We start from the raw sequence: 25,912 nt of genomic DNA, 5'->3' as shown, positions 1-25,912 counted from the left end.
CCATGACCGCGCTTCGCATGCGTGCCCGTGATTTCCTGACCGAGGATCAACTCGTCGATGTGCGTCAGCGTGTGACGTGGAAGGGCGTCGCGCTGATTGCGCATGCCTGGGCGCTGATCATTGCTGCGATCGCACTGGTGGCGTGGTGGCCCAATCCGCTGACGTATATCTTGGCCGTCGCCATCATCGGCTCGCGCCAGCTTGGCCTTGCGATCCTGATGCATGACGGCGCGCATGGCTGCCTGTCCGCCGACGAGAAAGCCAATTTGACGCTGAGCCAATGGTTCTGCGCCTATCCCATCTTTGCGGAGACACGCGCCTATCGCCGCTATCATCTTCAGCATCACGCGCGGACCCAGCAGGAGGACGACCCTGATCTCGTGCTGTCCGCGCCGTTTCCGATCACGCAACTGAGCTATCGGCGCAAGTTCATTCGCGACATCACCGGGCAGACCGGCTACCAGCAGCGCAAGGCGCAATTGCTCAATGCGCTCGGCCCGAAGGACTGGCCGTGGCGGCAGCGCCTGGCGCATTTCTGGGAGAAGCTCGGCCCGCAATGCATCGTCAATGCCGTGATGTTCGCTGGCCTCGCGGCGGCCGGCGTGTGGTGGGCCTATCCGCTGCTATGGCTGGTGCCGCTGCTCACCTGGATGATGGTCATCACCCGCATCCGCAACATCGCTGAGCACGCCGTCGTCCCTGATAGTAGCGATCCCCTGCGTAACACCCGTACGACCCACGCCAATTTTCTCGAGCGCCTGTTCATCGCGCCGTATTACGTGAACTACCACCTCGAGCATCATCTCCTGTTCTACGTGCCCTGCTACAATCTGCCGAAGGTGCATCGCCTACTCAGCGAGAGCCGGCATGCCGGCCGCATGGAAGTGCAGCCGAGTTACGCGGCGGTGCTGCGGCTCGCCACGGCCAAGCCGAACCGCGACGACCGTCCGGGACAACTGGCGAGCAGCGCACGCCGCGCGCGGGCGGGGGCGGAGGTCGATGCCAACCAGACGGCGGGCGGGTTTTGATGGACCGCATTCCCGGTTGAATGCCCGTCGCAGTTCCCTTCTTGGCTTGACATTCCGGCCCCGGACAGTGTCTACGGCCCCCTTTGGAGCATGATCGGGAACCAAGGGCTTGGGCCGGACGTAGTCGGCTGCCGGCTTCTCGAACACAATGGCTCGAGCGATCCAGGGAGCGCCGATGACGGCAGCATTCACATTTCCGGGGCAGGGGTCCCAGGCGGTTGGCATGGGTAAGGCCCTGGCCGACGCCTTTCCGGCGGCGCGCGCGGTTTTCGATGAGGTCGATGCCGCGCTTGGGGAGAAGCTGACGGCCACCATCTGGGATGGTCCGGCCGAAACCCTCCAGCTCACCGAGAACGCCCAGCCGGCTCTGATGGCGGTTTCCATCGCCACCCTGCGCGTACTGGAGGCTGAAGCCGGTTTTTCCGTGGGGCGGGACGCGGCCTTCGTCGCTGGCCACTCGCTCGGCGAATATTCGGCGCTGGCTGCGGCCGGCAGCCTGACTGTCTCCGATACCGCGCGGTTGCTTCGCACCCGCGGTCTCGCAATGCAAAAGGCCGTGCCGGTCGGCGCCGGTGCGATGGCCGCGCTGCTCGGCCTCGATTACGAGGCCGCGATGGAGGTCGCGGGCGAGGCGGCGCAGGGCCAGGTCTGCCAGGCCGCCAATGACAATGGCGGCGGGCAGGTGGTGGTCTCCGGCGACAAGGCGGCGGTCGACCGCGCCGTGGAGATCGCCAAGGGCAAAGGCGCCAAGCGCGCCATGCTGCTGCCGGTGTCCGCGCCGTTCCATTGCAAGCTGATGCAGCCTGCCGCCGACGCGATGGCTGAGGCGCTGGCGAAGGTCACGATCAAGGCGCCGGCTGCGCCGCTGGTGTCGAACGTGCTGGCGAGCGCCATCACCGATCCCGACGAGATCCGCCGCCGCCTGGTCGAGCAGGTCACCGGCACCGTGCGCTGGCGCGAGTCGGTTGCCTATATGGCTGGGCAGGGCGTCAACCGTTTCTTGGAAATCGGCGCCGGCAAGGTGCTGACGGGACTCGTCAAGCGTATCGCCGACGGTGCCGTCGGCGTTGCCGTGGGCGGACCGAACGACATTGCCGCCGCCAAGGATGCATTGGCCGCTGCGAAGCAGGCCTAAGTTTGCGCACGATCTTTCCGGAAAACCGCTACACATTTTTCCGGATCGTGCTTTGGAGGAGTTTTCTATGTTCGATCTGACTGGCCGAAAGGCGCTCGTCACCGGCGCGACCGGCGGCATCGGCGGCGCGATCGCGCAGGCGCTGCACGCGCAGGGCGCCACGGTCGCCATATCAGGGACGCGCAAGGAAGTGCTGGACGAGCTTGCCGGCAAGCTCGGCGAGCGCGCGCACGTGCTGCCCTGCAATCTCTCCAAGGCCGACGAGGTCGAGGCGCTGGTGCCCGCCGCGGAAGCGGCGATGGGGCAGGTCGACATTCTCGTCGCCAATGCCGGCATCACGCGCGACAATCTCTTCGTGCAGCTTCGCGACGAGGACTGGGAGGAGGTCATCAACGTCAATCTGACCGCGACCTTCCGCCTGGCGCGCGCCGCCACCAAATTGATGATGCGCAAGCGCTTCGGCCGCATCATCGCGATCACCTCGGTGGTCGGCGTCACCGGCAATCCCGGGCAGGGCAATTATACTGCATCGAAGGCGGGCCTGATCGGCATGATCAAGACTCTCGGTGCCGAATACGCCAAGCGCGGCGTGACCGCGAACTGCATCGCGCCCGGCTTCATCAAGACGCCGATGACGGATGCGCTGAACGACAAGCAGCGCGAGACGATTCTGACCAAGGTTCCGGCTGCCCGCCTGGGGACGCCCGAGGACATCGCCGCCGCCGCCGTCTACCTGAGTTCGAACGAAGCGGCCTATGTCACTGGCCAGACCATCCACGTCAATGGCGGCATGGCCATGATCTGAAGCCCTCGTTCCGCACCGCCCACATGGGCGGCGCGGGATGCGGCAAACGGCCGTTTCCGGAGCGAAATGAGGCTTGTAGTCAAGGCAATTGAAGTATGATAACCGGACCTTCAACGGATGGGCAAAGAACGCCATTGCAGGTTTTTGAAACCCTGTATATTGGCGATGCGGAGCCTTGGCCGTCGTTCGCCGGGCCCTGCATCGGTTAGGATGGGGCCAAATCAAAGTTCGTAAGCAAAGGCAAGTAACACGACCACGACGGCTCGTATCGTCCCGGGGGGTCGGGTCTACAGGGAACAACACGAGGTTAAGCAATGAGTGACATTGGCGAGCGGGTTAAGAAGATCGTGGTCGAACACCTTGGTGTTGAGCCCGAGAAGGTTGTCGACGCTGCGAGCTTCATCGACGACCTCGGCGCCGACAGTCTGGACACCGTCGAACTGGTGATGGCGTTCGAAGAAGAATTCGGTTGCGAGATTCCGGACGACGCTGCGGAAACGATTCTCACCGTCGGCGACGCCACGAAGTTTCTCGAGAAGAACGCGAAGAGCTAAGGCTCTTCATTTTCGCGGGGACAACAGTTGAAACCGGACGGGCCGCTTCGCAGCGGCCAGCCGGTTTCTTGTTATTGGCCGTGAATCTTTCGATGCGGAGTTTTCGGATATGAGGCGGGTCGTCGTCACGGGTCTCGGCATGGTCTCGCCACTCGGCTGTGGCGTCGAGCCGACCTGGAAGCGCATCCTCAACGGCGAAAGCGGTGCGCGCGGGATCGAGAGCTTCGATGTCTCCGATCTTCAGACCAAATACGCCTGCACCGTCGTGCGCGGCGACGGCAGCAACGACACCTTCAATCCCGACAAATGGATGGAGCCGAAGGACCAGCGCAAGGTCGACGACTTCATCATCTTCGCCATGGCCGCCGCGGGCCAGGCGCTCGACGATGCCAACTGGCATCCCGAATCCGAAGAGGACAAGTGCGCGACCGGCACCATGATCGGGTCGGGCATTGGCGGCCTCAACGGCATCGCCGACACCGCGATCCTGCTGAAGGAGCGGGGGCCGCGCCGGGTGTCGCCGTTCTTCATCCCGGGGCGGCTGATCAATCTGGCCTCCGGCTACGTCTCGATCGCCCATGGACTGAAGGGGCCGAACCATTCGGTGGTCACGGCCTGTTCGACCGGTGCGCATGCGGTCGGCGATGCCGCCCGCCTGATCGCGCTCGGCGATGCCGACGTCATGGTCGCCGGTGGCGCCGAATCGCCGATCAGCCGCATCGGCATTGCCGGCTTCAACGCCGCGCGTGCACTCTCGACCGGCTTCAACGAGACGCCCGAGAAGGCCTCGCGTCCCTACGACAAGGACCGCGACGGTTTTGTCATGGGCGAGGGTGCCGGCGTTCTGGTGCTCGAGGAATTCGAGCACGCGCAACGCCGCGGCGCCAGGATCTACGCCGAGGTGATCGGCTACGGCCTGTCGGGCGATGCCTATCACATCACGTCGCCGTCGCCCGATGGCGATGGCGGTTTCCGCAGCATGTCGGCCGCGCTGAAGCGCGCCGGCCTGACGCCGTCCGATCTCGACTACATCAACGCGCACGGCACCTCGACGCCGCTCGGCGACGAGATCGAGCTCGGCGCGGTCGAGCGCCTGCTCGGCAATGCCGCCTCCAAGGTTGCGATGTCCTCGACCAAGTCGTCGACCGGCCATCTCCTCGGCGCGGCCGGCGCGATCGAGGCGATTTTCGCCATTCTCGCGATTCGCGATAATGTCGTGCCGCCGACCATCAACCTCGACAATCCGTCGGTCGAGACTGCGATCGATCTCGTGCCGCATAAGGCGAAGCAGCGTGAGGTCAACGTCGCGTTGTCGAACTCTTTTGGTTTTGGCGGCACCAATGCGTCGGTGATCGTCCGGCGTTTGGCCAGCTAGTTTGCGTTTGAGACGAATCCACCGTTTTGCCGTATTCGGCGATAGTCATAGAAGTGGGCGCGTGCATTTGGCTGGGCAAGCGATTGTCAGGCCGCGATTGAACCGGCAGGATTCAGGTTGCTTCGATGAGTGAAAGGCCGCCCATTTCGCCCCGGAGTCCGCGGGCAGCGCTCGAGCCCGAGCAGGTTCCGCCGCCGCCGAAGCGATCGGAGCGCGCGCGCAACCCCTTCGTGGTCGTCGGCAATGCCATCATCACGCTGCTGCTGATCGCCATGCTCGGCGCCGGCGGCGTGTATTATTACGGCCGGCAGGTGTTGGAAGCACCCGGGCCGCTCAGGGAAGACAAGATCGTCAACATCCCGCAGCGTGCCGGCAAGCGCGACATCGCCGAGACGTTGAACCGGGAAGGCGTCACCGACGTCAATCCGTGGGTTTTCATCGCCAGCGTCGCGGCGCTGAAGGCGAGCTCGGACCTCAAGCCGGGTGAGTATTCGTTCCAGAAGAACGCATCGCTGCGCGACGTCATCGCCACCATCGTCGAAGGCAAGGTGGTGCAGCACGCCGTGACGATCCCTGAGGGCCTGACCTCCGAGCAGATCGTGGCGCGGCTGTCCGACAACGACATCTTCACCGGCAGCGTGCGCGAGCTGCCGCGCGAGGGCACGCTCCTGCCCGAGACCTACAAATTCCCGCGCGGCACCACGCGCGAGCAGGTGATCCAGCGCATGCAGCAGGCGCACAAGCGCGTGCTGGCGGAGATCTGGGAACGCCGCAACCAGGACGTTCCGGTCAAGACTCCCGAGCAGCTGGTGACGCTGGCCTCGATCGTCGAGAAGGAGACCGGCAAGCCCGACGAGCGCAGCCGCGTTGCCGCGGTGTTCGTCAATCGCCTGAAGCAGAAGATCAAGCTGCAGTCCGATCCCACGATCATCTATGGCCTTGTCGGCGGCAAGGGCACGCTGGGACGTCCGATCAAGCGCAGCGAGATCACGCAGCCTTCGCCCTACAACACCTATGTGATCGACGGCCTGCCGCCGGGCCCGATCTCCAACCCGGGCCGCGCCTCGCTGGAAGCCGCCGCCAACCCGGCCCGCACCCGCGACCTCTATTTCGTCGCCGACGGCACCGGCGGGCACGCCTTCACCGAGACCTACGACGCGCACCAGAAGAACGTCGCCAAGCTGCGGGCGATGGAGAAGCAGATACAGAACGACACGGTCGAGCCGGCCGAGGATGCGCAGCCCCCGGCCGCCGCCACGCCCGGCGCTGCCGACGCGCCGACCGCGACCACGCCGGCGCGGCCGAACCAGCAGAAAAAGCCGCCGGCGACGCGCCCGGCCAATCCAGCCAATCCCGCGCCGGCCCGGCAGGGCGCGGTGCAGTCCTCGCCGCCGGTGGTCCAGCGTTAGGCCGTGCAGACCTGCCTACGGGACTTTGCGGATTCCACTTTCCTGCAAAATAGTCTTAAGATTCGCGTGGCTTGATAGCCTCGCGAATCCTTTGTTCCTGGAGAATCTGACCTGATGGCGCTGTCGTCCATGACCGGCTTTGCCCGAAGCCACGGCGCGAGCGGGCCGTACACGTTCGAATGGGAATTGAAGTCGGTCAACGCCAAGGGCTTTGACCTCAGGGTGCGGCTGCCGCAGGGGTTCGACGAGGTCGAGGCCCATGCCAAGAAACGCGCCGGCGAGCTGCTCTCGCGCGGCACGGTCTACGCCAATCTCAACGTCAAGCGCACCAACGCGGCCGCCACGGTCCGCGTCAACGAGGACGTGCTCAATGCGGTGCTGAAGGCCGCCGCGCTGATCTCCGGCAAGGTCGATGCCGTCGCGCCGAGCATCGACGGCCTGCTCGCCATCAAGGGCGTCGTCGAGGTCGCCGAGCCCGAGGGCGACGAGGAGGAGGACAAGGCGGCCCGTGCCGCTGCCGCGGAGGCCTTCGACAAGGCGCTCGACGAACTCGTCGCGATGCGCAAGCGCGAGGGGACTTCGCTCGGCCAGATCCTGACCCAGCGGGTCGACGAGATCGAGACGCTGGCGAAAAAGGCGGAAGCCTCGCCGGGCCGCAAGCCCGAGGCGATCAAGGCGAAGCTCGCCGAGCAGATTGCAACCCTGCTCGACACCTCCGACCGTTTCGATTCCGATCGCCTGATGCAGGAGGCGATCCTGATCGCCACCAAGGCCGACATCCGCGAGGAGCTCGACCGCATCGCTTCGCACATCGCGCAGGCGCGCGAGCTGATCGGCAAGGGCGGCCCGATCGGGCGCAAGCTCGACTTCCTGGCGCAGGAGTTTCACCGCGAGGTCAACACCTGCTGCTCGAAGTCGAACGACATCGAGCTCACCAACACGGGACTCGCCATGAAGAACGTGGTCGAGCAGTTCCGCGAGCAGGTCCAGAATCTGGAGTGATCGATGACGACGGGCGGTCACGGAACTGACGGTGTCGAGCGGCGCGGATTGATGTTCGTGCTGTCCTCGCCGTCGGGCGCGGGCAAGACAACGCTGTCGCGTAAACTGATTGCGGAGACTTCAGGTCTCCAAATGTCGGTCTCGGCGACCACGCGCGCAAAGCGCCCCGGCGAGGTTGACGGGAAGGACTATTTGTTCGTCGACAAGTCCCGGTTCGAAGCGATGGTCAAGGGCGACGAGCTGCTGGAGTGGGCGACCGTGTTTGACAACAGCTATGGCACGCCCCGCGCGCCCGTCGATGCCGCATTGTCATCGGGGCAGGACGTGCTGTTCGACATCGACTGGCAGGGCACGCAGCAGCTGCGTGAGAAGGCGCGTGCGGATGTCGTCAGCGTCTTCATCCTGCCGCCCTCGGCGGCCGACCTCGAGAAGCGGCTGCATTCGCGCGCGCAGGATTCCGACGAGGTGATCCGCAAGCGCATGAGCCGCGCCAGTGACGAGATGAGCCACTGGGCCGAGTACGACTACATCGTGATCAACCACGATGTCGACGCGGCCTTCGCCGAGGTGCAGTCGATCCTGAAGGCCGAACGCCTCAAGCGCGAGCGGCGGACGGGCCTCGTCGGCTTTGTGCGAGGGCTGCAAGCTCAGCTGCAGGGCTAGGCTGCGACAGTCGCGGCCCTTCCTTCAGCAGCCGTTCCAGCATCGTCGTGATGATGTCGATCTCGACCGCATCCTGATTGCGGTCGTCGTGTTGTTCAGCGGCTTCGTTCGCAGCCAATCGGGGCGCACGGGTCTCGATCTCGAACTCCTTGTCGAACATCGGGATCATGTCCGCATCGGGCTGCGCGGCTTCGGAGGCGGCCGGCGGCTCGTGCGCTTCGATCACATCGATCTCGCGGTCGATCGCGGCAAGTTGCGCGGCCTGCGGACGCACGGCATCGAAGTCGATCGGGCGCGGCTGCTGCGCGCGCGGCGCGGCCGGCATCGCATTGAGCCAGGGCGCACGGTCCTGGTGATGGTGCTCCCGATCGTCCCAATTCACGCGGCGGTGTTCGCTCGCCTGGACGCGGACGCGCGCGCCGGCGAAGCGGTAGATGAGGCTGGCGAGGATGCCGGCGAGCGCCAGCGCGCCGCCGACGACGAGCATCAGCATCTGGAGCGAGCCCGTCGGCTTGTCGGCGGGAATTTCGGCCGCGGCGAGCGCCACCGGAGCAGGCGCCTTCGCCGGCTTTGCGCCCGGCTGCGGGGCTGGCGCGGCCATCGGCTGCGACGCAGCGGGCGTTGTGGAGGTATCAGGCCAGCGCGTGGCAACGGCGGGCTGTTCTGAATTGGTGTCCGCGACGGCGACCGGCGGCGCAGTCGCTGCGGCCGGCGTGGGCGCTACCATGTTCGGCGCGGCACCGGTCTGCGGTGCAATGTATTCGGCACGCGCGTTCTGCACTGATTGCGGCGCGGCTGCATCGGCATTTTGTCCGTCGGTCGTTGCCTGCGCGCTCTGTGTGACCTTGGCGCCTTCGGCGCGCAGATACCAGCATTGCCGCTTGGTCCCGCGCTCGACGCGATAGCGCCAGTGCTGCCCCTGCGGCGCGGCCCCCTTCGGCGAAGCGAGGCACTCCTCGGCCGCACCGGCCGTGTTCGATGCGGTGGGCGCGTTCTGCGACACGGCGGCGAGTGGCGCGCCGGCAATGATGCTGCCAACAAGCGCAGATACGAATTTCGCGGTTCGGTTGCCCATCCTGGTCTCCCGGTTACGCATGACGCAACTCTTAACCAGCCCTTTCTCGTCAAAGACTTGGGTGGCAATGAGCCGCAAATCCGGAGAGGATGTGGCTTGAATTGGGCTTGGCGGGCGTTCGTTCCGCCGTGCTGCCGGCCTTTTTCGACCGCGTTATTGCTTAGCCGAGATACAGGTTCCCGAGCAGCCGTCGGAGTGGCGGAAGGTTCCGGAGCCGCTACGGCCCGACAGACGGCCGGCGCGCGTGAAGGTCACGCCATTGCCCGCGCCGGATGTGCGCACCGCGCCGCTCGCGCTTACGGTGCCGCGCAGGGGCGAGCTATCCGGATCACCAGCGGTAACGCAGCGTGCCCGTGCCCGCATAGGTCTGCGCGCGGTCGGCGAAGGCGCCGTCGAATTTTGCCGACAGCGTGATGCCGCGGGCGAGGTGCAGATCGGCCCCAGTGGAGAGAAGCGCGGTGTCCTTCGCGGGCGTCGCGCCGTTGACGACGAAGCTTGCCACCGGCAGCGTCTGGAACACCGCCGACAGCGCGGGATCGCTGACCCAGTCATGCGCGAAGGCGAGGCGGCCGCGCAGCATCAACGCGGCGCCGGGCGCAACCAGCATGGCGCGGTCGAAGCGGGCGCCAAGCTCGCCGCGCGTGTCGGTCGCGCTGCGGGCGCTGTAGGCAAGACCAAAGCCGCCGCCGGTGAGATCGGTCTCGCTGTAGGCCGGCGTGCGGAAGCTTTGCGCCTGCAGCGCCGCGTAGGGTGTGATCCCGATCAACGGCGCCGCTATTCGATAGCCGCCTTCGATCCGCCCGCCATAGCTCTGCGCGTTGAAGCGCGCGGTGAGATGATCGCCGAAGGCGGCGAGGCGGTCGCTCGACACCCAGTGGTTGGCCGCCGCCAGCGAGGCGGCGACATAGGCCGGCCCGGAGCGCACGGCCGCATAGATGCCGCCCTGGAATGCGTCGCTCCTGCCGCCGCCGAGCCCTTGCGCGAGGTCCCATCGGGTGCCGCCGCCGGCCAGCGCAAAGCCGACCATCGCGTTGCGGGTCAGGTGATAGTCGAGCCCCGCAGCACCGCCCGCGACTTGCGCGGTGAGATCGTGGCTGCCGATAACCGCATCGCCACTGGTTTTGCTGGTGCCGCCGAAGCCGCTGGCCCACACGCTCCAGCGCTGCTCGAATGCCGGCTGAGCTTTGTCGAGCGGCGTCTTCGTCGCCCTGGCATAGGCGAGGGCGATGTCGTCCGGCAAGGCCGCGCGCTCCGGTGCGAAGCCGACCGCCTGACCTCCGGTACCGCCGGCGCCGTCGCGGCCACCGGCGGATGGGTCGAGCATCAGGCCGAGGAACTGACCCATGAACTGGAATGCGCCCTGCTGCGCGCCGGTCGCGGGTTCGCCGGAGAGCTGCGACAGCGCGGTGCGAAGATTGCCGCCGGTGAGGCCGAACACACCTGCGAAGTTCGCCGGCAGCGCGCCGCCGCTGTTGAAGGCGTTGTTGAGCGCATCGGCGACGTTCTGCTGGTTCACGTTCAGCCCGGTGCCGGTGCCGAGCGCAGCCGAGAGATCGAGCAGCACGTCCGTCGGCGTGTAACTCAGGCTGGCGACGAAGTTCGTCGCGCTGACACCGCTAAAAACCGTGCCGCCGCGACCACCAGTCGCGTGCAGGATGGTGGTTTGCTTGGCGACCGAACTGCCCGGGGCGATCGCCACCTGCACGCTGGCGCCGGTGAGCGTCGCCGTGCCCGAGACATTGGCGCGTGACGCCGTCGACGCCCCGACCTGCACGAGATAGAGCGCGCCCGACTGCATGGCGAGGCTGCCGGCGATGGTCAGCACAGAGCCGGGCGCACCGGAGGCGGGCGCCAGCCTGCCGCCGCTGTTGATGGTCACCGATCCGACCGTGCCGGTGCCGGCCAGCGTGCCGCCGCTGTTCACGGTCGTGCTCGACACGATCGAGCCGTTGACCGCAAGCGTGCCGCCGTTGATCGTGGTCGCGCCGGTGTAGGTGCTGGCGGCGGTGAAAATGGTGGTGCCCGCCTCGACAATGACCGAGCCAATGTTGGCGACGCTGCTCATAATGACCGGCGCAAAGACGTAGTTCGAGGAGGTGTGGTTGAAGACGATGCTGCTGCCGGCGCTGCTCCTGAACCTGACGACCGCTGTGTTCAGCGTGCCGGGCGCAACAGCGGTCTGGCCGGACGCGGCACCGATATTCAGCGTTCCCGTGGACAGGGGCCAAAAGCCAACCGTCACGTTGGAAGCCGAGACGACGGCGCCATTGGCGATTGTCAGGGTGCCGGCGCCGTCCAGGCCGACGTCGAGATTGCCGGAGATGGCCCAGGACGATCCAGCGCCGGTGACCGTCACGGAGCCCGTCGAGAAGAAATCGCCGCCGATCACCCCGATCAGGCTGCTCACCGCGGCGCCGTCCGCGATCGTCAGCGTGCCGGTGCCGGTCTGGCCGACATAGAGGAAGCTGGAATTCGCCCAGGACGAACCGGCACCGGTCACCGTCACGGTGCCTGTCGCGCCGGAATTGAGGCCGATCATTGCGGTCGTGTTGCTCACCACGCCGCCGCCCGCGATCGTCAGTGTGCCGGTGCCGTCCTGGCCGACGGTCAGGTTGCCGGCATTGCTCCAGGACGAGCCGGCGCCGGTGATGGTCACGGTGCCGGTCGCGCCGGCATTGGTGCCGATCACCGCGCCCGTGTTGTTGACCGCACCGCCATTGGCGACCGTCAGCGTGCCGGTGCCGGATTCGCCGATCGAGACGATGCCGGCATGGCTCCAGGACGAGCCTGTGCCGGCGACGGTCACCGTGCCGGTCGCGCCGGAATTGACGCCGATATACCCGTCGACACCGTTGCTCACGGTGCCCCCGTTGCTGACCACCAGCGTGCCGGTACCGGCCTGGCCAACATAGAGATTGCCGCCATCGGTCCAGGACGAGCCGGCGCCGTCGATCGTCACCATGCCGGTCGCACCGGAATTGACGCCGATGGATCCGTCGGCGCCGTTGCTCACGGTGGCGCCGTTCTTGACGGTCAGCGTCCCCGTGCCGGAGTAGCCGACCCAGAGCGCGATGTGATTGGTCCAGGACGAGCCCGCGCCATCGACCGTCACGGTGCCGCTCGCGCTGGCACCGCGGCCGACATAGCCGGACTGGTCACTCACCGCACCGCCGCTCTGGATCGTCAGCGTGCCGGCGCCGGAATAGCCGACGGAGAGGTCGGCGGAGTTGCTCCAGGACGAGCCCGCGCCTTCAACCGTTGCCGTGCCGGTCGAGCCGAGATTGAGGCCGAGAGCACCGCCCGTATTGGACAGCGTTCCCCCGTTCCGGATGGTAAGGGCTCCGGTCGCGGACAAGCCGATGATTGCGCTCTGCGCGTGCGCGTTGCCGGACGAGATGATGGCGGCATTGGGCGAGGTGGTGTCGATGAACGCATTGGTGGCGTTGGTCGGGACGCCGCTGGGGGTCCAGTTGCCGGCCGTGAACCAGTCCGGTGTCGCGCCATTCCAGCTCTGCGCCTGCGCCGGTGTCGTTGTCGCCCATGTCAATGTCGCCAGAGACAGCGCCAGTGCAGCCAATGATGTGATGCTGATTCGACCGCGTTTCGCGCTCCGGCTCAGAGCCCTCGCTCCTTGCGACATTCCCAGTGCCCCTCTTGGCCGGGCACCGAGCGTCGCAAACGACATCTCACCAGCCTTCCATGGACGCGCGCAATGCGGGCGACTAGCGTAAGCCCGGTTGCGTCCTCATCAGCAATGAGTTCCACCATCACTGTGGGCTGGAACTTGTCAATGCTTCTCGTAAGGAGTCGCCCGGAAATTTTGGCGCACGCATCTCGCGATGACGGCCGTCGCGATTACGCCGTCAGGTGCTGATCGAAGAACGACTTCAGCTTGTCGAACGGAATCAGCTTGACGCGGTCATAGAGATCGACATGGCCGGCGCCGGCAATGTAGAGCAGTTCCTTCGGTTCGGCTGCGCGCTTGTAGGCGTCCTCGCTGAACTCCCTTGAATGCGCCTGGTCGCCGGTGATGAACAGCAGCGGGCGCGGCGAGATCGTCTCGATGTCGTCGAACGGATAGAAGTTCATGAACTTGACGTTGCTGGTCAGCGTCGGGTGCGTGGTCAAAAGGTCCGAGCTGCCCTTCGGCGTGTATTGACCGCGCGGGGTGCGATAGAAATCGTAGAATTCGCGCTGGACCGGATCGGTGTCCGGCGTGAGCCGATGCACGGTGCCGCTGGTGTACTCGGTCTTGCCGCCGGCCCGCTCGACGTAACGCTGCTCGGCCACGGCTGCGATGATCCGCTTGCGCTCGGCGAGCGAGAGGGAGTGGCGCAGGCCGTTACGGTTGACGGAGCCCATATCGTACATGCTGACCGTGGCGATGGCCCGCATCCGCGGATCGATCTTGGCCGCGCTGATGACGAAGCTGCCGCTGCCGCAGATGCCGATTGCGCCGATCCGGTTTCGGTCGACGAACGACTGAAGACCGAGGAAGTCTACTGCAGCACTGAAATCCTCGGCATAGATGTCCGGGGCAACCGCGTTGCGCGGCCGGCCTTCGCTCTCGCCCCAGAACGACAGATCGAGGGAGACGGCAACAAAGCCTTGCTCGGCCATTTTGGTGGCATAGAGGTTGGCGCTTTGCTCCTTCACCGCGCCCATGGGATGACCGACGACGATGGCCGGACTCCGCTTGTTGCGGTCGAGGTCCTTCGGGAGAAACAGGTTGCCGGCAACAGCCATTTCATACTGGTTCTTGAAGGTCACCTTTCGCACGGCGACCTTGTCGCTCCGGTAGAAATTGTCGGCACCGTTCGACATGTCCTGGGCCATGGCGGGAAGCGTCTCCGTGATCGATGTGAGTGCGAACGCGGCGGCGCCCAGGGCCGGAAGCTTCAGAAGATCGCGGCGATCGATGTTCGCGCCGGTCTGCTCGTCCTGATTTTCAATCCTGTCCTTCATCGTCGACCTCCATCTTCGTTTGGGATGCGCATGCATCACGAGCGCGCAGCGCTGGTGCACCCGTCGTGAGCCGCATGGGCGGGTTTCGGAGCTTGGCGACGGGTGCCGAGAAAGATGGCGCCGGCCGACAGGCACAGGGTGAGGGCGCTGAACAGGAAGGTGGCGCGATAGCCGATGCTGTCGAAGAGAAGGCCGCCGAAGGCAGCGCCTGTCGCGATCGCCAGCTGGACGACCGCAACCATGAGGCCGCCGCCGGCCTCCGCATCGTCGGGCAGGGTCTGGGCCAGCCAGCTCCACCAGCCCACGGGCGCGGCCGTGCCGATCAGGCCCCACAACCCCAGCAGAATGGTCGTCGCGATGAGCGAGGATCCGAGGGTCACAAGGCCGATGGCGACGGCAGCCATGGCGAGAGGCATGGCGACCAGCGCAGCATGGAGGTGCGGCCTGAGGATGAAGCCGATGAACGATGTGCCGACGAGTCCCGCGACGCCCAGGATCAGAAGGAGTGCAGAGAGGGTGGAGACGCTCGTGTGGGTGACGGTCTCGAGAAACGGGCGCAGATAGGTGAAGAGCGAGAACTGCCCGAGGAAGAACAGCGCGGCGGCGAGCATGCCATAGGCCACCTGCGGCCGGCGCAAGACACGGAAGGTGACCGCAGCGCCGGACCGGTTCCGATCGGGCATTGCGGGAAGGGTCAGGAATTGCCAGACGAACGTCGCCGCCGCGATCGGCACGACGCAGAAGAATGCACCACGCCAGCCGATATGTTGGCCGAGGAAGCTGGCCAGGGGCGTTGCGACGGTGGTGGCCAGCGCATTGCCGCCGTTGAGGATGGCAAGCGCCCGCGCCACAGCGCCGGCGGGGACAAGGCGCATCATCGTGGCGGCCGACATCGACCAGAAGCCGCCGACCACGATTCCGATCAACGCCCGGCCACCCATGAGCGTCATGTAATCGGGAGCCGAGGACACGACGCTGCCGGACAGCAACATCAGTGCAGTCAACGAGAGCAGCAGGGAGCGGCGATCGACGCCGCTGGTCACGGCTGCGATGAACAGGCTGGTGATCACGGCGAACAGGCCGGACACTCCGATCGCCTGTCCAACCTGGCCCTCACTCAGGTGCAGATCGGTCGCGATCGGCGTGAGCAGGCTCACAGGCATGAATTCGGAGGCCACCAGCGTCGAGGCGCACAGCGACAGTGCAAGAACTGCGCTCCAGGGCGCGGCTGGGGAGGAAGATTGAATGGTCATGCCGCAGGACTAGCGGCGCGGCGTCTGTTTGATTAGTCGATAAATCCGACTTGGACTTATCGCGATAGGCCATGAATATTTCGTGACGAGGGGCGGACTATCGCAACCACCTACTTCCACACCCGCGCCAGCGTCAGCGCCAAAAGCCCCAGCACGGCGCTAACGAGACCGACCATCGCATAGGATTGCGCAAACACACCGGTCTGCACAAAGACCTGTGCCGCGATGGCGAAGCAGATGGCGGCGAGAAGCAGGCAGGCGCATCCGACGATGATCGACAGATAGCGTATCGCGACTGCGACCGGCCTTGCGGGGAGTGCAGGATCGCTCATGCAAATGACAACGGCTCTGCTGATTGGAGGTTCCGGTTTCGACGCGCGCGGAGAACGTCAGTCGCGTGCGCAGCAATCGACCAGCGCTCGCCAGATGCGTTGGACTTCGACGGTCCTCTCACGCTCACGGACGTGGTTCTCGCTCGCTTCGGACGATATTGTCCCGTGGCGCGGTTCGCGCGGCGCGACCCAGCGCTCGGAGATGGGATCGTACCACTTGCCCAGATTGGTCAACTCGCTTCTCCTCTTTTCGATCCCCCAAACTTTCCGATCCCCATGCGTGATCGCTCACCCCACGCGCCCGCTACCGGTGTTCTGGATGTTCTGCGGAGCAGGCTGCGCCCGCTCTTGTCATCGGCTCCGACCCGGTCGTCGCCTTGATGGAGAGCCAACGCGCTGACGGCGCGCGACGTTCCAATGTCGCGAGCGAAGTGGAATCTGTGAAGAGAATCTAGGCGCTAGCGCTTCGGTGCGTTGCTGTCATCGGACGACGATCCGCCGGTCGTCTTCGGCTCCTCGCGCGTGCGGAGGTCTTCTGACACCGTCTCCAGCGATCCTTCGCCGTCCTCGGCCTCGGACGGCTGGCCCGACTTGCGAGACTTCCTGACCAGCCGCTTGATGTCGTCGATCGCTTCGAGCAGCGGCGGCGTCAGCGAGAACAGCGCGCCCATGGCGATGGCAATGATGGTGTGACGAAGCGAGACCTTCTCTTCCTCATCGAAAGGGTGGGCGTTGCGCTCGATGGCTGCCGGTGCGAGGCCGGCCGATGAACGCGGATGATCCGGCTTCCGCGGCTTGCGCGGCGGCATCATGATGACGACGAAGAGCACGTTGATCAGCAGCCAGATGCCAAGGACAATTAGAAAAGTTCGCATTCCAGAAAACCACAAAATAACGCGGCGTCGGTCCAAACCGGCATTGAACGGCCATTCATGAGTCGATGCAAGTTGTGGTTTGCCCGGCGGCAAGTCCCGGTCGAGTGAGGCACGACGAAATCACTATCGGAATCCGGCAAAACCCTGATGCGTCCGGTGGAAAGCGATGGCAGCGGTCGGCGACGCCGCCGGTCACCCAAAGCGCGCTTGCTGCGGCCGGCTCCCGGCTGCGTGTGCGCGCCAGGCGTCGATCGCCCGGTTCGCGAGCATCAGCGGCCGGCGTTCGCCGGTCCTGAGCTGCGCTTCAATGAAGTCGAGAAGAAAGTTTGCAGTCTCGTCCGGCGCGCCGAGCTCGCCGCTCTGCTCCAGGCAGCTCCAGGCAATGAAGAATGCGCTCTCGACGGTGCAGCGGATGCTCATGCCCTGCCAACGCAGCGCGAGCGCCCGCGTTCCGCGGCGAGACATTCGATCCCGCCGCGGGAAGCTTTAGGTTCCTCGCATCCTAATTCTTCAGCACGATGCGGCCGACGACCTTGCCGGCGCGCAGTTCGTCGATCCATTTCTGCACGTCGGCCATCGGCTCCTCGCGCATCGGCGTCGGCTTGATCTTGCCGGCGCGGGCGAGCGCCATCAGCTCCTGGCCTTCCGCGAGCGTGCCGACCATGAAGCCTTCGACGGTCAGGCGCTTGTAGACCCATTGCACCATCGGCAGCGTGAACTGGCCGCCCATCAGGCCGGAGACCACGACCTTGCCGCCGCGCGCGGCGACCGCGACCGCGAACGCCATCGACTTCTCGTTGCCGGCGAAATCGACCACCTCGTCGAAGCCGCCCTCGGTTTCTTTCAGGATGCGCTTGATCACTTCCGGCTCGGACGGATCGTAGGCGACGGCCGCGCCGTTCTTCAGCGCGGTCTCGCGCGCGGCCGGCGAGAGGTCGGCGACCGTGATCGGCTGCTTGAACATGGCCTGCGCGAACGATAGGCCCATCATGCCGACGCCGCCGAGGCCGATCAGCAGCAAATTGCGCTGGCGCGGACGATCGACCAGGCGCTTGAGCGCGCCGTAGGCGGTGACGCCCGAGCACATCAGGGTCGCGGCCTGGTTGACGGGGAGGGGATCGTAGTCGAGCAAGTATTTTGCGTCGGGCACCAGCACATGGGTGGCGAAACCGCCGTCGATGGAGACGCCGAGGAAGCGCTGCTTGGCGCAGAGGTTCTCGTCGCCTTTGGCGCAGTCGCGGCACTGGCCGCAGCCGATCCAGGGAAACACCGCTTTCTTCGCGCCGACCAGCCCAGCCGGAACGTCAGGGCCGACTTCGTCGACGACGCCCGCGATCTCGTGGCCGAGCGTGAAGGGCAGTGTCATGCCGCGTGTGGTGTCGAGCTTCTTGCCGCCGCCGAGATCGGCATAGCCGTCCTGGATGTGCAGGTCGGAATGGCAGAGACCGCAGCGCTCGATGCGCACCAGCACTTCGCGGCCCTGCGGCTTCGGTGTGTCGACGATGGTCTCGCACAGCGGCGCGTCGAACTTCACCAGGGACTGCCTGCGCATCAACGCCATATTCTCTCCTCCGGAATTCCTGTTATTCAGCTTCCTTTCGTATATCCGCCAATTCACGGGCCATGGCAACAAAGCCTGATATCGGGATCGTCTCGGCGCGCCGCGTCGCATCGACGCCGGCGGCCGCGGCAAGGCGCGCGGGATCGATGCCCAGCGATTTCAGGCTCTGCCGCAGCATCTTGCGGCGCTGGCCGAAGGCGGCGGCCGCGACCTGCTCGAGCAGCCTGCGATCGCAAGGGAGCGGCTCTGCGCGCGGCTTGAGGCGCACGACGGAGGAGGTGACCTTCGGCGGCGGCACGAAGGCGGACGGCGAAATGTCGAACAGGATCTTGGTCTCGCAGCGCCAGTTGGCGAGCACGCCGAGGCGGCCATAGGCCTCCTCGTCCTCGCGCGCGACGATGCGCTCGCCGACCTCGCGCTGGAACATCAGCACCATCATGTCGTACCAGGGCGGCCAGGGCTCTATGGTGAGCCAGTTGATCAGCAGTTGGGTCGCGATGTTGTAGGGCAGGTTGGCGACGATCTTTGCGCGTTCGCCCAAGAGCAGCGGGCGCGGGTCGAACGTCATGGCATCGCCATGCACGATCTCCAGCCGGCCGGGATAGCGCGCGGAAATATCCTGCAAGGCCGGGATCGCGCGCTCGTCATGCTCGATCGCGATGACGCGTCGGGCGCCGAGCGCGAGCAAGGCGCGCGTCAATCCGCCCGGGCCGGGACCGATCTCGACGATGGTGGAGTCCTCGAGCGGCGCGGCCGCGCGCGCAATGCGCGCGGTGAGATTGAGGTCGAGCAGAAAATTCTGACCGAGCGATTTGCGGGCCGACAGCGCGTGCTGGCGAATGACCTCGCGCAGCGGCGGGAGGTCGTCGATCGCACTCATCAGGTTTTCGCAGCCGCCATGCGGCTGGCAAGCTGCAGCGCCGCGATCAGGCTGGCCGGATTGGCCTTGGCTGTCCCGGCGATGTCGAAGGCGGTGCCGTGATCGGGCGAGGTACGGATGAAGGGCAGGCCGAGCGTGACGTTGACCGCGTCGTCGAAGGCGACGGTCTTGATCGGGATCAGCGCCTGGTCGTGATACATGCAGACCGCGCAGTCATAGAGGTTGCGCGCGGCGTCGTGGAACATGGTGTCGGCGGGCAGCGGCCCCCTGGCCTCGATGCCGTCGTTGCGCAGAACTTTAAGCGCCGGCGCAATCACCGTCTGTTCCTCGTGGCCGAGCGAGCCGTCCTCGCCGGCATGGGGATTGAGGCCGGAGATCGCGATGCGCGGCCGCGCGATGCCGAAGCGGGATTTCAGTTCGCTCGCGACGATGCGCACGGTCGAGACGATCAATTCGCTGGTGAGCTGGCTCAGCGCCTCGCGCAAGGAGACGTGGATGGTGACCGGCACCACGGCGAGCCGCGGCGACCACAGCATCATCACCGGCTGCGGCACGTGGCCGCCATTTGCGGCAAGCTCGGCGAGGAATTCGGTGTGGCCGGGATGGCGGAAGCCCGCGCGGTAGAGCACGCTCTTGGCGATCGGATTGGTGACCACGGCGCCGGCGCGCCCCTCGCGCACGTCAAGGACCGCCTGACGGATCGAGGCGAGCGCGGCGGGCGCGCTGGTAGCATCGGGCTTGCCGGGCTCGGCCGTCGCGTGCTCGCCGGTCGCGACCACGGGCAGGGCCTCGGCGAAGGCGGCCGCGGCCTCACTGGGGCTCACCGGGGCGATCCGGATCTCGGCGCCCAGCGCCTTGCCGATGACCTCCGCGCGCCGCGCAACGAAGGCCTCGTCGCCGAGCAGATAGAAGGCGGGCAGGTTCAGTTCACGGCGCCGGAGCCAGGCCGCGATCGTGATGTCGGGGCCGATGCCCGCGGGCTCTCCCAGGGTCAGGGCGAGGGGCTTGATCGGGGGGGCGGCCATCAGCGGTTGCGATATTCGATCATCGCCGCCTTGCGGAGCTCTTCGAGATAGGCCTTCTGGGTCTTCTCGTACTTCTCCTGGTACATCTTCTCGCGGACCTCGCGCTTCTTCGGCGTGTCGATCACGGTCGGTTTGCGCGAGCACAGCACGACCATCTCGATGCCCGCTTTGGTCACCTCCGGCGCGGTCAGGTGACCGATCGGGGTGTCGTCGAGCACCTTGCGCAGCGCCTCGGGCAGGTCCGCCGTCGTCTTGGTGACGGCCTCGCGAATGGTGGCGTTCGGCGTCGAGCGGAACAGCGAATTGGCTTCCTCGCAGCTTCCGACGCGGGAGCGGTATTGCTCGGCTTCCTTCAGCCGCGTCTCCTGGAAGGCCGGGGACGAGCCACGCGGCACGATCAGCACGATCGGCTGCATCTTGTATTCGGTGCCCTCGACCTGCAGCTTGTCGCCGGTCTGGGCCTGCACGGCCTGCGCGACGTCGCGCTCGCCGACCAGCAGCTTCTCCTTGAAGCGGCCGCGCACGAGGCTGGTCCAGACCATCTCGGCCTTCATGCGGCCCTTCAGGGTTTCAGGGCGGACGCCCTTGGATTCCAGGGACTTGGTCAGCTGATCCGGCGAGATGCGCATGCGCTGCGCCATGCCCTCGTAGGACTGGTTGACGTCGCTGACACCGGGATCGACGCCGTATTTCTTGCCTTCCTTGAGCTTCACCTTGTCGTCGATCAGCTCGTTGATGACCTCCTGCCGGCCTGGAGTCTTCTGCGTCGTCAGCTGGTCGAGCTTGGCGCGCTGGTCGATGTCGAAATCGGTGATCGGATCGCCGTTGACCATGACCACGATGTTCTGCGCGCGCGACGGCGCGGGCAGGCCGGTCAGGACCAGCCCGGCACCGATGGCGAGGAGGACGCGGAAGGCAGGCAATGGAGTAGTCATGGTTGTCGCTCGCATGTCAGCCGCGGTTATCCTGCGATCGGGATCGCGCGGCCGTCACTTCAAACCGTTCACTGGAAGCCGCCGGCGGAACTGCTGCTCGTCGACGAGGTCGCCAGCGTGCGCAGTCCGATCTGGAACATGAACGCGTGGCTCAGCACGGGCGGGGTCGAGCCCGCGGAGTAGCTGTACGAGGTTACATAGTTCGCCGCCAGCACGAAGCAATCGTCGACATAGCCGGCGCCGAGCACATACTGGTTGATCTTGTTGGCCTCGAGATCCCAGCGCGCCGACCCCGTCACCACCCAGTTGGTCGCGACCTTCAGCGAGCCCGAGGTCAGGATGCCCTCGCGGCGCGTCAGATAGCCGAGCTCCGGCTGCGGCGCGTAATTGCCGTACAGCATGCTGATCGACCAGCGATCGAAATTGGCGCGGCCTTCGGCCTCGAAGCGCTGCACGTTCCAGGTCTGCTCGTCCATGCGGGAGCGGACGCTGAAGGTGTAGGTGCGGTTGGGCGAGTAGCTGGCGCTTGCCACGTAATCCGAGCGCGGCTTGTCGAGGCCGGAATCCAGGCCCGTGTTGATGGAGTCCTGGACCGCGAAGGAGTTCATGCCGAACAGCTGGTAGGACTGACCGAACAGCACCTTGACCGCGCCGCCCTTGTCGAACTGCGTGGTGGACTGCACGCCGACATTGGCGCGGCCGCCGCCCTCGACGCGGTCGTAGCCGGAGAACTTGTCGACGCTGAACAGGTTCGAAGCGTCGAACACCATGCTCTGCGCGTCCTCGTTCGGCAGCTTGCCGGCATAGGTCTCGTTCGGGCGGATGATGATCTGCGCGATCGGCTCGATGGTGGTCGAGCCCCAGGGCTGAACGTTGATGAAGGGGTAGCGGTATTCGAGGCCGACGGTCGGCATCAGGCGGAATGCCTGGGTGTCGCCGACCGGCAGGTAGTTCGACACGCCCGGCTGATTGGAGACCGAGGAATTGATCGCATCGGCGCGCACGCTGGCGAACGGCGTCCAGATCTGGCCGAACGGATCGGTGAAGGACTTGCGCCACTGCGCTTCGGCGGTGAGGCGGGTGTAGGTGCCGGGGAAGCCGCGCAGCAGACACTGCGACGGCAAGCGCGCGAGCGGATCGGCCGAGGCGGTGGTGCACAGGCCGTTGGTGTTGGCGAGCGTCGTGATCGGATCGAACACCGCGTTCTCGCGCGACAGGTTCAGGAAATTGGTCTTGTAGCTGAACTCGCCGCCGAACACCGGATAGTTGAGCACGTTCGAGTAGTCGATCACGGGGTAGACGACCGGCACCTTGTCCTGGTTGCCCGAGTAGCTCAGCCAGTACATCGTGCGCGCGTCGAAGAAGCTGCGGTTGCCGACGCCCGTCAGATAGAGCTGCGAAACCGCGTCGGTCGGCAGGTTCAGGAACGAGCCGAGCGTGTCGCGGTACTGTGCCAGGCGGTAGTCCGAGAAGAAGTAGTAGTCGGACATCAGGACGCCGTCCCAGCCCCAGACCCATTTGTCGTTCAGCGCGAACTGACCCTTGGTGTCGACGGCGCCGCGGAACTGGCGGTCACCCGGCAGCCCGGCGAACGCGCCTTGATCGAGCTGGTCGATGCCGTAGACGCGGATCTGATAGGCGCCGTCCAGCAGGCGCTGGCGGAATTCGGCCTGGAACAGCACGCCCTGCTTGGAGGTGATGCGCGGGTTGAAGGTCGCGTCCATGTCGGGCGCGATCGCCCAGTAGAACGGGATTTCCACGCCATAGCCATAGGTCGAGGAATTCGAGGTGAAGCCCGGCATCAGGAAGCCGGTCTTGCGCTTCACGGTCGGGTCGGGCGTCGAGAAGTACGGCATGTAGGCGAGCGGCACGCCGAAGAACTCGAGCTGCGCCGTCTCGAAATACAGCATCTTCTCCTGCTGGTCGTGGATGATGCGGGCACCCTTGACCTGCCACAGCGGCGGCTTCTTCGGATCGTCCTTACAGGGCGCGCAGGCCGTGTAGACGCCGTTCTCGAACACCGTGTAATTGCCGCTGGAGCGGTCGGCGCGGCTCGCCGCCATGCGGGTCTGGTCGGCGGTGTCCACGCGCAGCGAATCGACGAAACCGTCGCGGTAATCGTCGGAGAGATCCATGATCTCGGCATAAGTGATCTTGCCGTCGGCATCCGTCATGCGGATGTTGCCTTCGGCATGGAGCCGCTTGGTCTTCTGGTCGTAAATGACCCTGTCGGCCTCGACGCTGGTGCCGTTGTAGAACAGCTGGACGTTACCGACCGCGGAGACGCGCGAATTGTTGTAGTCGTAGTCGACCTCGGTCGCCTGGACCAGCATCTGGTTGTCGTTGGCGACCTTCGGCGGCTTCGGGCGCGGCGGCAGCGGATTGTAGGTGAAGGCCTGGGCAGAGGCGGGGGCCACGAGGGCTGCATCCAGCAGCCCGCCGAGCGATGCCACGGCGGCAACAGCGAGCAGCAGCCTGCGAATAGACAAACCGCCCCCGTTCGCGCGCACCACAGTACGCCGCGTCAAACGAGACACGAGCCCTCGACGGACGGCAGTCACTAACCGTCCTCCTGATACAACAAGGCCAAAAAGCCGGTCAGGCCGCCCACCACCACGGGCAACCACGCCGCAGCGATCGGATGCATCAACTCAGCCTTGCTCAAGTCTTCAGTCACTTTCGACAGAACGTAGAGCAGAAAGCCTGCGCCCACGCCACTCAAAACCATCTTCTGCACGCCGCCCATCCGGAAGAAGCGCAACGACACCGAGGCCGCGAGCATCACCATGGCGGCCAGCAAAAACGGCTGTGCCAGAAGCTTGTGATACTGGAGTCGATAGCCGGCTGTCGCGAAGCCCGAGCTTTCGGAAGAGCTGATGTAGCTCGGTAGTTGCCAAAAGGACACAGTCTCGGGTGTGGAAAAGCTGTTGCGGACCTGGGCCTCGGTCAGCGTCGTCGGAATCTCCAGGCTGGCCTGGTCGATCGGCGGTGCATCCAGCGAGAAACGGCGCACGCCCTTGAACAGCCAATGGCCGGCCTCGAGCGTCGCCTCGCGCGCCTCGACCCGCTCCTGGAAATGCTGCTTTGTGTCAAATCGGAACAGCGTGAGCCCCGTTAGCCGCACGCCCTGCTTCTCGCTGCGCGCCGCATTGATGATGGTCTGGCCGTCGCTGGTCACCTGATTGAGCCAGAAGCCGGAGGCATCCTGGATGCCGCCGCCGGGCGCGGAGCCGAACAGCTCGGCCTCCATGCGCTTGGAGAGCTCGCGCAGATTGGCCGACATCGGATTGTAGGCGACGGTGGCGATGACCCCGATCAGGAGCGCGCTGCCGAGCGCCGGCGCGATGAACTGCCAGGCCGAGATGCCGGCGGCGCGCGCAACCACGAGCTCGAGCCGGCGGGAGAGGGCGAGATAGCAGGTCATGGCGCCGATCAGCATGCAGAACGGCGTCAGCTTCTCCAAAAGCTGCGGCACCCGGAACAGCGAAGTCTCGGCCACCATGATCGCGGAGGCGGATGCAAGGCCGGACGTCTTGCGCACCATCTCGATGTAGTCGACCAGCACCAGCAGCAGGAAGATGCTCGCGAACACGCCGAGCGCCGCGACGACGAAGCGGCCGGCGAAATAGCGCCCGAGTGTGTTGGTGAGCATGCTCATGCGGTGGCCGGCCGTCCGAACAGCCGCGCGATACGCGCGTTCGACCTGTTGATGGCCTCCATGAGGCGGGGTGGCGGTTCGACCACGACGCCGCCGATGATCATCCACAGCCCGACGCCGATGGCGCCCACGACCATCGCATATTGAACGAGCACCGCCTCCGGCGATTTCACCGCCATCACCGAGCAGGCGAAGCCGGCCATGCGCAGGCCGAACACCGCGATGATGGAGGAGCCGATCGAGAAGTTGCGGCTCTGGCGGGTGGTGCGAGGCGCACCCAGGAAGGCGAAGGTCAGCACGGCAAAGGCGAAGGGATAGACCGGCGCCAGCAGGCTGTCATGCAGCGCTGAGCGGAACTGCCCGGGAATCTGCTTGTAGACGGGATCGTCCTCGGCCGGCGAGAACAGCTCCCAGAGATAACGCTCGCGGATGCCGAGGGTGACGTCACGGCCCTGATTGCCGAATTTCGACATGTCGAAGCCGTAGCGCCCGAACGCCACCAGCGCGGGATCGCGCTTGCCGGCCTCGAAGCGCTGGAGATTGCCGTTCTTCAGCACTAGGAACGAGCCGTTCTCGTTCTTTACGACCTCGCCCTGCTCGGCGACAATCGAGACTCGCTCGTTCGGATCGCGGCGGTCGTCGATGAAGATGCCCTCGAGAATGCCGCCGGGCTTGCGTTCACGGATGCGGATCGTCAGGCTCTTGTCGAGCTGGGCGAAGCGGCCGGGCTGGAGGATGTTGGTGAGCACGTCGGCGGTGATCTCGGCGTCCCATTGCTTGATCCGCCGCATGCCGTCGGGCGCCAGATACGCCGCGATGAAGGCGACCAGCAGCGCCACCACGCAGGTGGCGTAGAAGAACGGATAGAACAGCCGGAACGGCGAGAAGCCGGCGGCATTCATCACGATGATCTCGGAATCGGTCGCAAGCTTGTTCAGCGTGTGCGAGATCGCGATCATCAGCGCGATCGGCGAGATGATCAGAACCAGCGCCGGAATGACGAGGCCGGTGATGCCGAGGAAGGTGAGAATGGTCTGACCCTGGCTCGTCATCAGGTCGATGCCGCGCAACGCCTGCGTAATCCAGATCACGCCAGTGAGGCTGACCAGGACCAGCGCAAACGACGCCAGCGTCGTGCGGAAAATATACCTATCGATCGACCCCATGCGCTACCGCACGATTCCCACCAAGCCCCACTGCAGGCCGGAACTCCGGCTGTCCAACCAATCCCCGATCAGGGGATCCCCAAGGTCGGCCAACCACCGCTTCCGCCGGCTTACTCTCTCACTACCATCCCTTTGATCCGTCAACAAAATGGCTGCCCCGTGGCGCCCTCGATATATGGTTAATATTTCGCCCGTTGTGGCCTGGCGGCCACGGCG

23 protein-coding genes are annotated in these 25,912 nt (G+C 65.6%); 8 read left to right on the top strand and 15 right to left on the bottom strand.

Annotated features, from left to right (window positions below; translation table 11 throughout):
• Positions 1 to 2 precede the first annotated feature (2 nt).
• The 8 genes from JQ592_RS11900 (at position 3) to gmk (ending at position 7,971) form a co-directional block, all read left to right on the top strand.
• Positions 3 to 1,028 carry a fatty acid desaturase family protein gene (locus JQ592_RS11900; protein ID WP_211403047.1) on the top strand — a complete coding sequence of 342 codons (1,026 nt, stop codon included), beginning with the start codon at positions 3 to 5 and terminating at the stop codon, positions 1,026 to 1,028.
• A gap of 175 nt (positions 1,029 to 1,203) precedes the next feature.
• Positions 1,204 to 2,163, top strand: coding sequence for an ACP S-malonyltransferase (gene fabD / locus JQ592_RS11895; protein ID WP_211403046.1), 960 nt, complete (start codon positions 1,204 to 1,206; stop codon positions 2,161 to 2,163).
• 67 nt (positions 2,164 to 2,230) lie between these two features.
• Positions 2,231 to 2,968: a 3-oxoacyl-[acyl-carrier-protein] reductase gene (fabG, locus tag JQ592_RS11890; protein WP_211403045.1), complete on the top strand. Its 738-nt coding sequence runs from the start codon at positions 2,231 to 2,233 to the stop codon at positions 2,966 to 2,968.
• 314 nt (positions 2,969 to 3,282) lie between these two features.
• Positions 3,283 to 3,522 (top strand): acyl carrier protein, encoded by a 240-nt coding sequence (locus tag JQ592_RS11885; protein ID WP_008130699.1) that lies wholly within the window; start codon positions 3,283 to 3,285, stop codon positions 3,520 to 3,522.
• A 109-nt stretch (positions 3,523 to 3,631) separates the two neighbouring features.
• Positions 3,632 to 4,897, top strand: coding sequence for a beta-ketoacyl-ACP synthase II (fabF, locus tag JQ592_RS11880; protein ID WP_211403044.1), 1,266 nt, complete (start codon positions 3,632 to 3,634; stop codon positions 4,895 to 4,897).
• A 125-nt stretch (positions 4,898 to 5,022) separates the two neighbouring features.
• Entirely contained in the window at positions 5,023 to 6,306 is a 1,284-nt protein-coding gene (gene mltG, locus JQ592_RS11875; protein WP_211403043.1) for an endolytic transglycosylase MltG, read from the top strand.
• 114 nt (positions 6,307 to 6,420) lie between these two features.
• Positions 6,421 to 7,308, top strand: a complete 888-nt coding sequence (locus tag JQ592_RS11870) for a YicC/YloC family endoribonuclease (protein ID WP_211403042.1) — start codon at positions 6,421 to 6,423, stop codon at positions 7,306 to 7,308.
• Between the two features lie 3 nt (positions 7,309 to 7,311).
• Complete coding sequence (gmk, locus tag JQ592_RS11865; RefSeq protein ID WP_211403041.1) at positions 7,312 to 7,971, top strand: guanylate kinase; 660 nt, start codon at positions 7,312 to 7,314, stop codon at positions 7,969 to 7,971.
• On the opposite strand, the gene JQ592_RS11860 is transcribed toward gmk, so the two are convergent.
• The 15 genes from JQ592_RS11860 to lptF all read right to left on the bottom strand — a co-directional run bounded on the left by JQ592_RS11860 (position 7,904) and on the right by lptF (position 25,696).
• Entirely contained in the window at positions 7,904 to 9,046 is a 1,143-nt protein-coding gene (locus JQ592_RS11860; protein ID WP_211403040.1) for a hypothetical protein, read from the bottom strand. The genes gmk and JQ592_RS11860 overlap by 68 nt on opposite strands.
• 328 nt (positions 9,047 to 9,374) lie before the next feature.
• The gene (locus JQ592_RS11855; protein WP_211403039.1) at positions 9,375 to 12,623 is read right to left on the bottom strand and encodes an autotransporter outer membrane beta-barrel domain-containing protein; all 3,249 of its coding nucleotides are present in this window, start codon (positions 12,621 to 12,623) and stop codon (positions 9,375 to 9,377) included.
• Positions 12,624 to 12,901: 278 nt separating this feature from the next.
• Positions 12,902 to 14,011, bottom strand: a complete 1,110-nt coding sequence (locus tag JQ592_RS11850) for an alpha/beta hydrolase (RefSeq protein ID WP_211403038.1) — start codon at positions 14,009 to 14,011, stop codon at positions 12,902 to 12,904.
• Between the two features lie 35 nt (positions 14,012 to 14,046).
• Positions 14,047 to 15,264: an MFS transporter gene (locus JQ592_RS11845; RefSeq protein WP_211403037.1), complete on the bottom strand. Its 1,218-nt coding sequence runs from the start codon at positions 15,262 to 15,264 to the stop codon at positions 14,047 to 14,049.
• Positions 15,265 to 15,374: 110 nt separating this feature from the next.
• A complete protein-coding gene (locus tag JQ592_RS11840; RefSeq protein ID WP_211403036.1) occupies positions 15,375 to 15,596 on the bottom strand; it encodes a hypothetical protein in 222 nt (73 codons plus the stop codon).
• Positions 15,597 to 15,653: 57 nt separating this feature from the next.
• The gene (locus JQ592_RS11835; protein WP_211403035.1) at positions 15,654 to 15,830 is read right to left on the bottom strand and encodes a hypothetical protein; all 177 of its coding nucleotides are present in this window, start codon (positions 15,828 to 15,830) and stop codon (positions 15,654 to 15,656) included.
• A 224-nt stretch (positions 15,831 to 16,054) separates the two neighbouring features.
• The gene (locus JQ592_RS11830) at positions 16,055 to 16,471 is read right to left on the bottom strand and encodes a phosphonate metabolism protein PhnM (RefSeq protein ID WP_211403034.1); all 417 of its coding nucleotides are present in this window, start codon (positions 16,469 to 16,471) and stop codon (positions 16,055 to 16,057) included.
• Between the two features lie 192 nt (positions 16,472 to 16,663).
• On the bottom strand, positions 16,664 to 16,891 hold the full coding sequence (locus tag JQ592_RS11825; protein ID WP_211403341.1) for a hypothetical protein: 228 nt from the start codon (positions 16,889 to 16,891) through the stop codon (positions 16,664 to 16,666).
• Positions 16,892 to 16,973: 82 nt separating this feature from the next.
• Positions 16,974 to 18,032 carry an alcohol dehydrogenase gene (locus tag JQ592_RS11820; protein WP_211403033.1) on the bottom strand — a complete coding sequence of 353 codons (1,059 nt, stop codon included), beginning with the start codon at positions 18,030 to 18,032 and terminating at the stop codon, positions 16,974 to 16,976.
• A 22-nt stretch (positions 18,033 to 18,054) separates the two neighbouring features.
• Positions 18,055 to 18,912, bottom strand: coding sequence for a 16S rRNA (adenine(1518)-N(6)/adenine(1519)-N(6))-dimethyltransferase RsmA (gene rsmA, locus JQ592_RS11815; protein ID WP_211403032.1), 858 nt, complete (start codon positions 18,910 to 18,912; stop codon positions 18,055 to 18,057).
• The gene (gene pdxA / locus JQ592_RS11810; protein ID WP_211403031.1) at positions 18,912 to 19,937 is read right to left on the bottom strand and encodes a 4-hydroxythreonine-4-phosphate dehydrogenase PdxA; all 1,026 of its coding nucleotides are present in this window, start codon (positions 19,935 to 19,937) and stop codon (positions 18,912 to 18,914) included. The genes rsmA and pdxA overlap by 1 nt, the downstream gene beginning before the upstream one ends.
• A complete protein-coding gene (locus JQ592_RS11805) occupies positions 19,937 to 20,872 on the bottom strand; it encodes a peptidylprolyl isomerase (protein WP_211403030.1) in 936 nt (311 codons plus the stop codon). The genes pdxA and JQ592_RS11805 overlap by 1 nt, the downstream gene beginning before the upstream one ends.
• Before the next feature lie 68 nt (positions 20,873 to 20,940).
• Positions 20,941 to 23,433 (bottom strand): LPS-assembly protein LptD, encoded by a 2,493-nt coding sequence (locus tag JQ592_RS11800; RefSeq protein WP_211403029.1) that lies wholly within the window; start codon positions 23,431 to 23,433, stop codon positions 20,941 to 20,943.
• Positions 23,433 to 24,530 carry an LPS export ABC transporter permease LptG gene (gene lptG, locus JQ592_RS11795; protein WP_211403028.1) on the bottom strand — a complete coding sequence of 366 codons (1,098 nt, stop codon included), beginning with the start codon at positions 24,528 to 24,530 and terminating at the stop codon, positions 23,433 to 23,435. The genes JQ592_RS11800 and lptG overlap by 1 nt, the downstream gene beginning before the upstream one ends.
• Positions 24,527 to 25,696, bottom strand: a complete 1,170-nt coding sequence (lptF, locus tag JQ592_RS11790) for an LPS export ABC transporter permease LptF (protein ID WP_211403027.1) — start codon at positions 25,694 to 25,696, stop codon at positions 24,527 to 24,529. Before lptF ends, lptG begins: the two co-directional genes overlap by 4 nt.
• Between the last annotated feature and the right edge of the window lie 216 nt (positions 25,697 to 25,912).

It is taken from the genome of Bradyrhizobium iriomotense (assembly GCF_018129405.1).
Classification (GTDB): Bacteria; Pseudomonadota; Alphaproteobacteria; order Rhizobiales; family Xanthobacteraceae; genus Bradyrhizobium; species Bradyrhizobium iriomotense_B.
Note: the sequence above shows the minus strand (reverse complement) of the source record. Positions and strands in the feature narration are given on the sequence as shown.

Bases quoted from the DNA above. Each gene is read 5' to 3' on its own strand.
- JQ592_RS11900 (WP_211403047.1), top strand. From the start codon at position 3: ATGACCGCGCTTCGCATGCGTGCCCGTGATTTCCTGACCGAGGATCAA.
- fabD (WP_211403046.1), top strand. From the start codon at position 1,204: ATGACGGCAGCATTCACATTTCCGGGGCAGGGGTCCCAGGCGGTTGGC.
- fabG (WP_211403045.1), top strand. From the start codon at position 2,231: ATGTTCGATCTGACTGGCCGAAAGGCGCTCGTCACCGGCGCGACCGGC.
- JQ592_RS11885 (WP_008130699.1), top strand. From the start codon at position 3,283: ATGAGTGACATTGGCGAGCGGGTTAAGAAGATCGTGGTCGAACACCTT.
- fabF (WP_211403044.1), top strand. From the start codon at position 3,632: ATGAGGCGGGTCGTCGTCACGGGTCTCGGCATGGTCTCGCCACTCGGC.
- mltG (WP_211403043.1), top strand. From the start codon at position 5,023: ATGAGTGAAAGGCCGCCCATTTCGCCCCGGAGTCCGCGGGCAGCGCTC.
- JQ592_RS11870 (WP_211403042.1), top strand. From the start codon at position 6,421: ATGGCGCTGTCGTCCATGACCGGCTTTGCCCGAAGCCACGGCGCGAGC.
- gmk (WP_211403041.1), top strand. From the start codon at position 7,312: ATGACGACGGGCGGTCACGGAACTGACGGTGTCGAGCGGCGCGGATTG.
- JQ592_RS11860 (WP_211403040.1), bottom strand. From the start codon at position 9,046: ATGGGCAACCGAACCGCGAAATTCGTATCTGCGCTTGTTGGCAGCATC.
- JQ592_RS11850 (WP_211403038.1), bottom strand. From the start codon at position 14,011: ATGAAGGACAGGATTGAAAATCAGGACGAGCAGACCGGCGCGAACATC.
- JQ592_RS11845 (WP_211403037.1), bottom strand. From the start codon at position 15,264: ATGACCATTCAATCTTCCTCCCCAGCCGCGCCCTGGAGCGCAGTTCTT.
- JQ592_RS11840 (WP_211403036.1), bottom strand. From the start codon at position 15,596: ATGAGCGATCCTGCACTCCCCGCAAGGCCGGTCGCAGTCGCGATACGC.
- JQ592_RS11830 (WP_211403034.1), bottom strand. From the start codon at position 16,471: ATGCGAACTTTTCTAATTGTCCTTGGCATCTGGCTGCTGATCAACGTG.
- JQ592_RS11825 (WP_211403341.1), bottom strand. From the start codon at position 16,891: ATGAGCATCCGCTGCACCGTCGAGAGCGCATTCTTCATTGCCTGGAGC.
- JQ592_RS11820 (WP_211403033.1), bottom strand. From the start codon at position 18,032: ATGGCGTTGATGCGCAGGCAGTCCCTGGTGAAGTTCGACGCGCCGCTG.
- rsmA (WP_211403032.1), bottom strand. From the start codon at position 18,912: ATGAGTGCGATCGACGACCTCCCGCCGCTGCGCGAGGTCATTCGCCAG.
- pdxA (WP_211403031.1), bottom strand. From the start codon at position 19,937: ATGGCCGCCCCCCCGATCAAGCCCCTCGCCCTGACCCTGGGAGAGCCC.
- JQ592_RS11805 (WP_211403030.1), bottom strand. From the start codon at position 20,872: ATGACTACTCCATTGCCTGCCTTCCGCGTCCTCCTCGCCATCGGTGCC.
- lptG (WP_211403028.1), bottom strand. From the start codon at position 24,530: ATGAGCATGCTCACCAACACACTCGGGCGCTATTTCGCCGGCCGCTTC.
- lptF (WP_211403027.1), bottom strand. From the start codon at position 25,696: ATGGGGTCGATCGATAGGTATATTTTCCGCACGACGCTGGCGTCGTTT.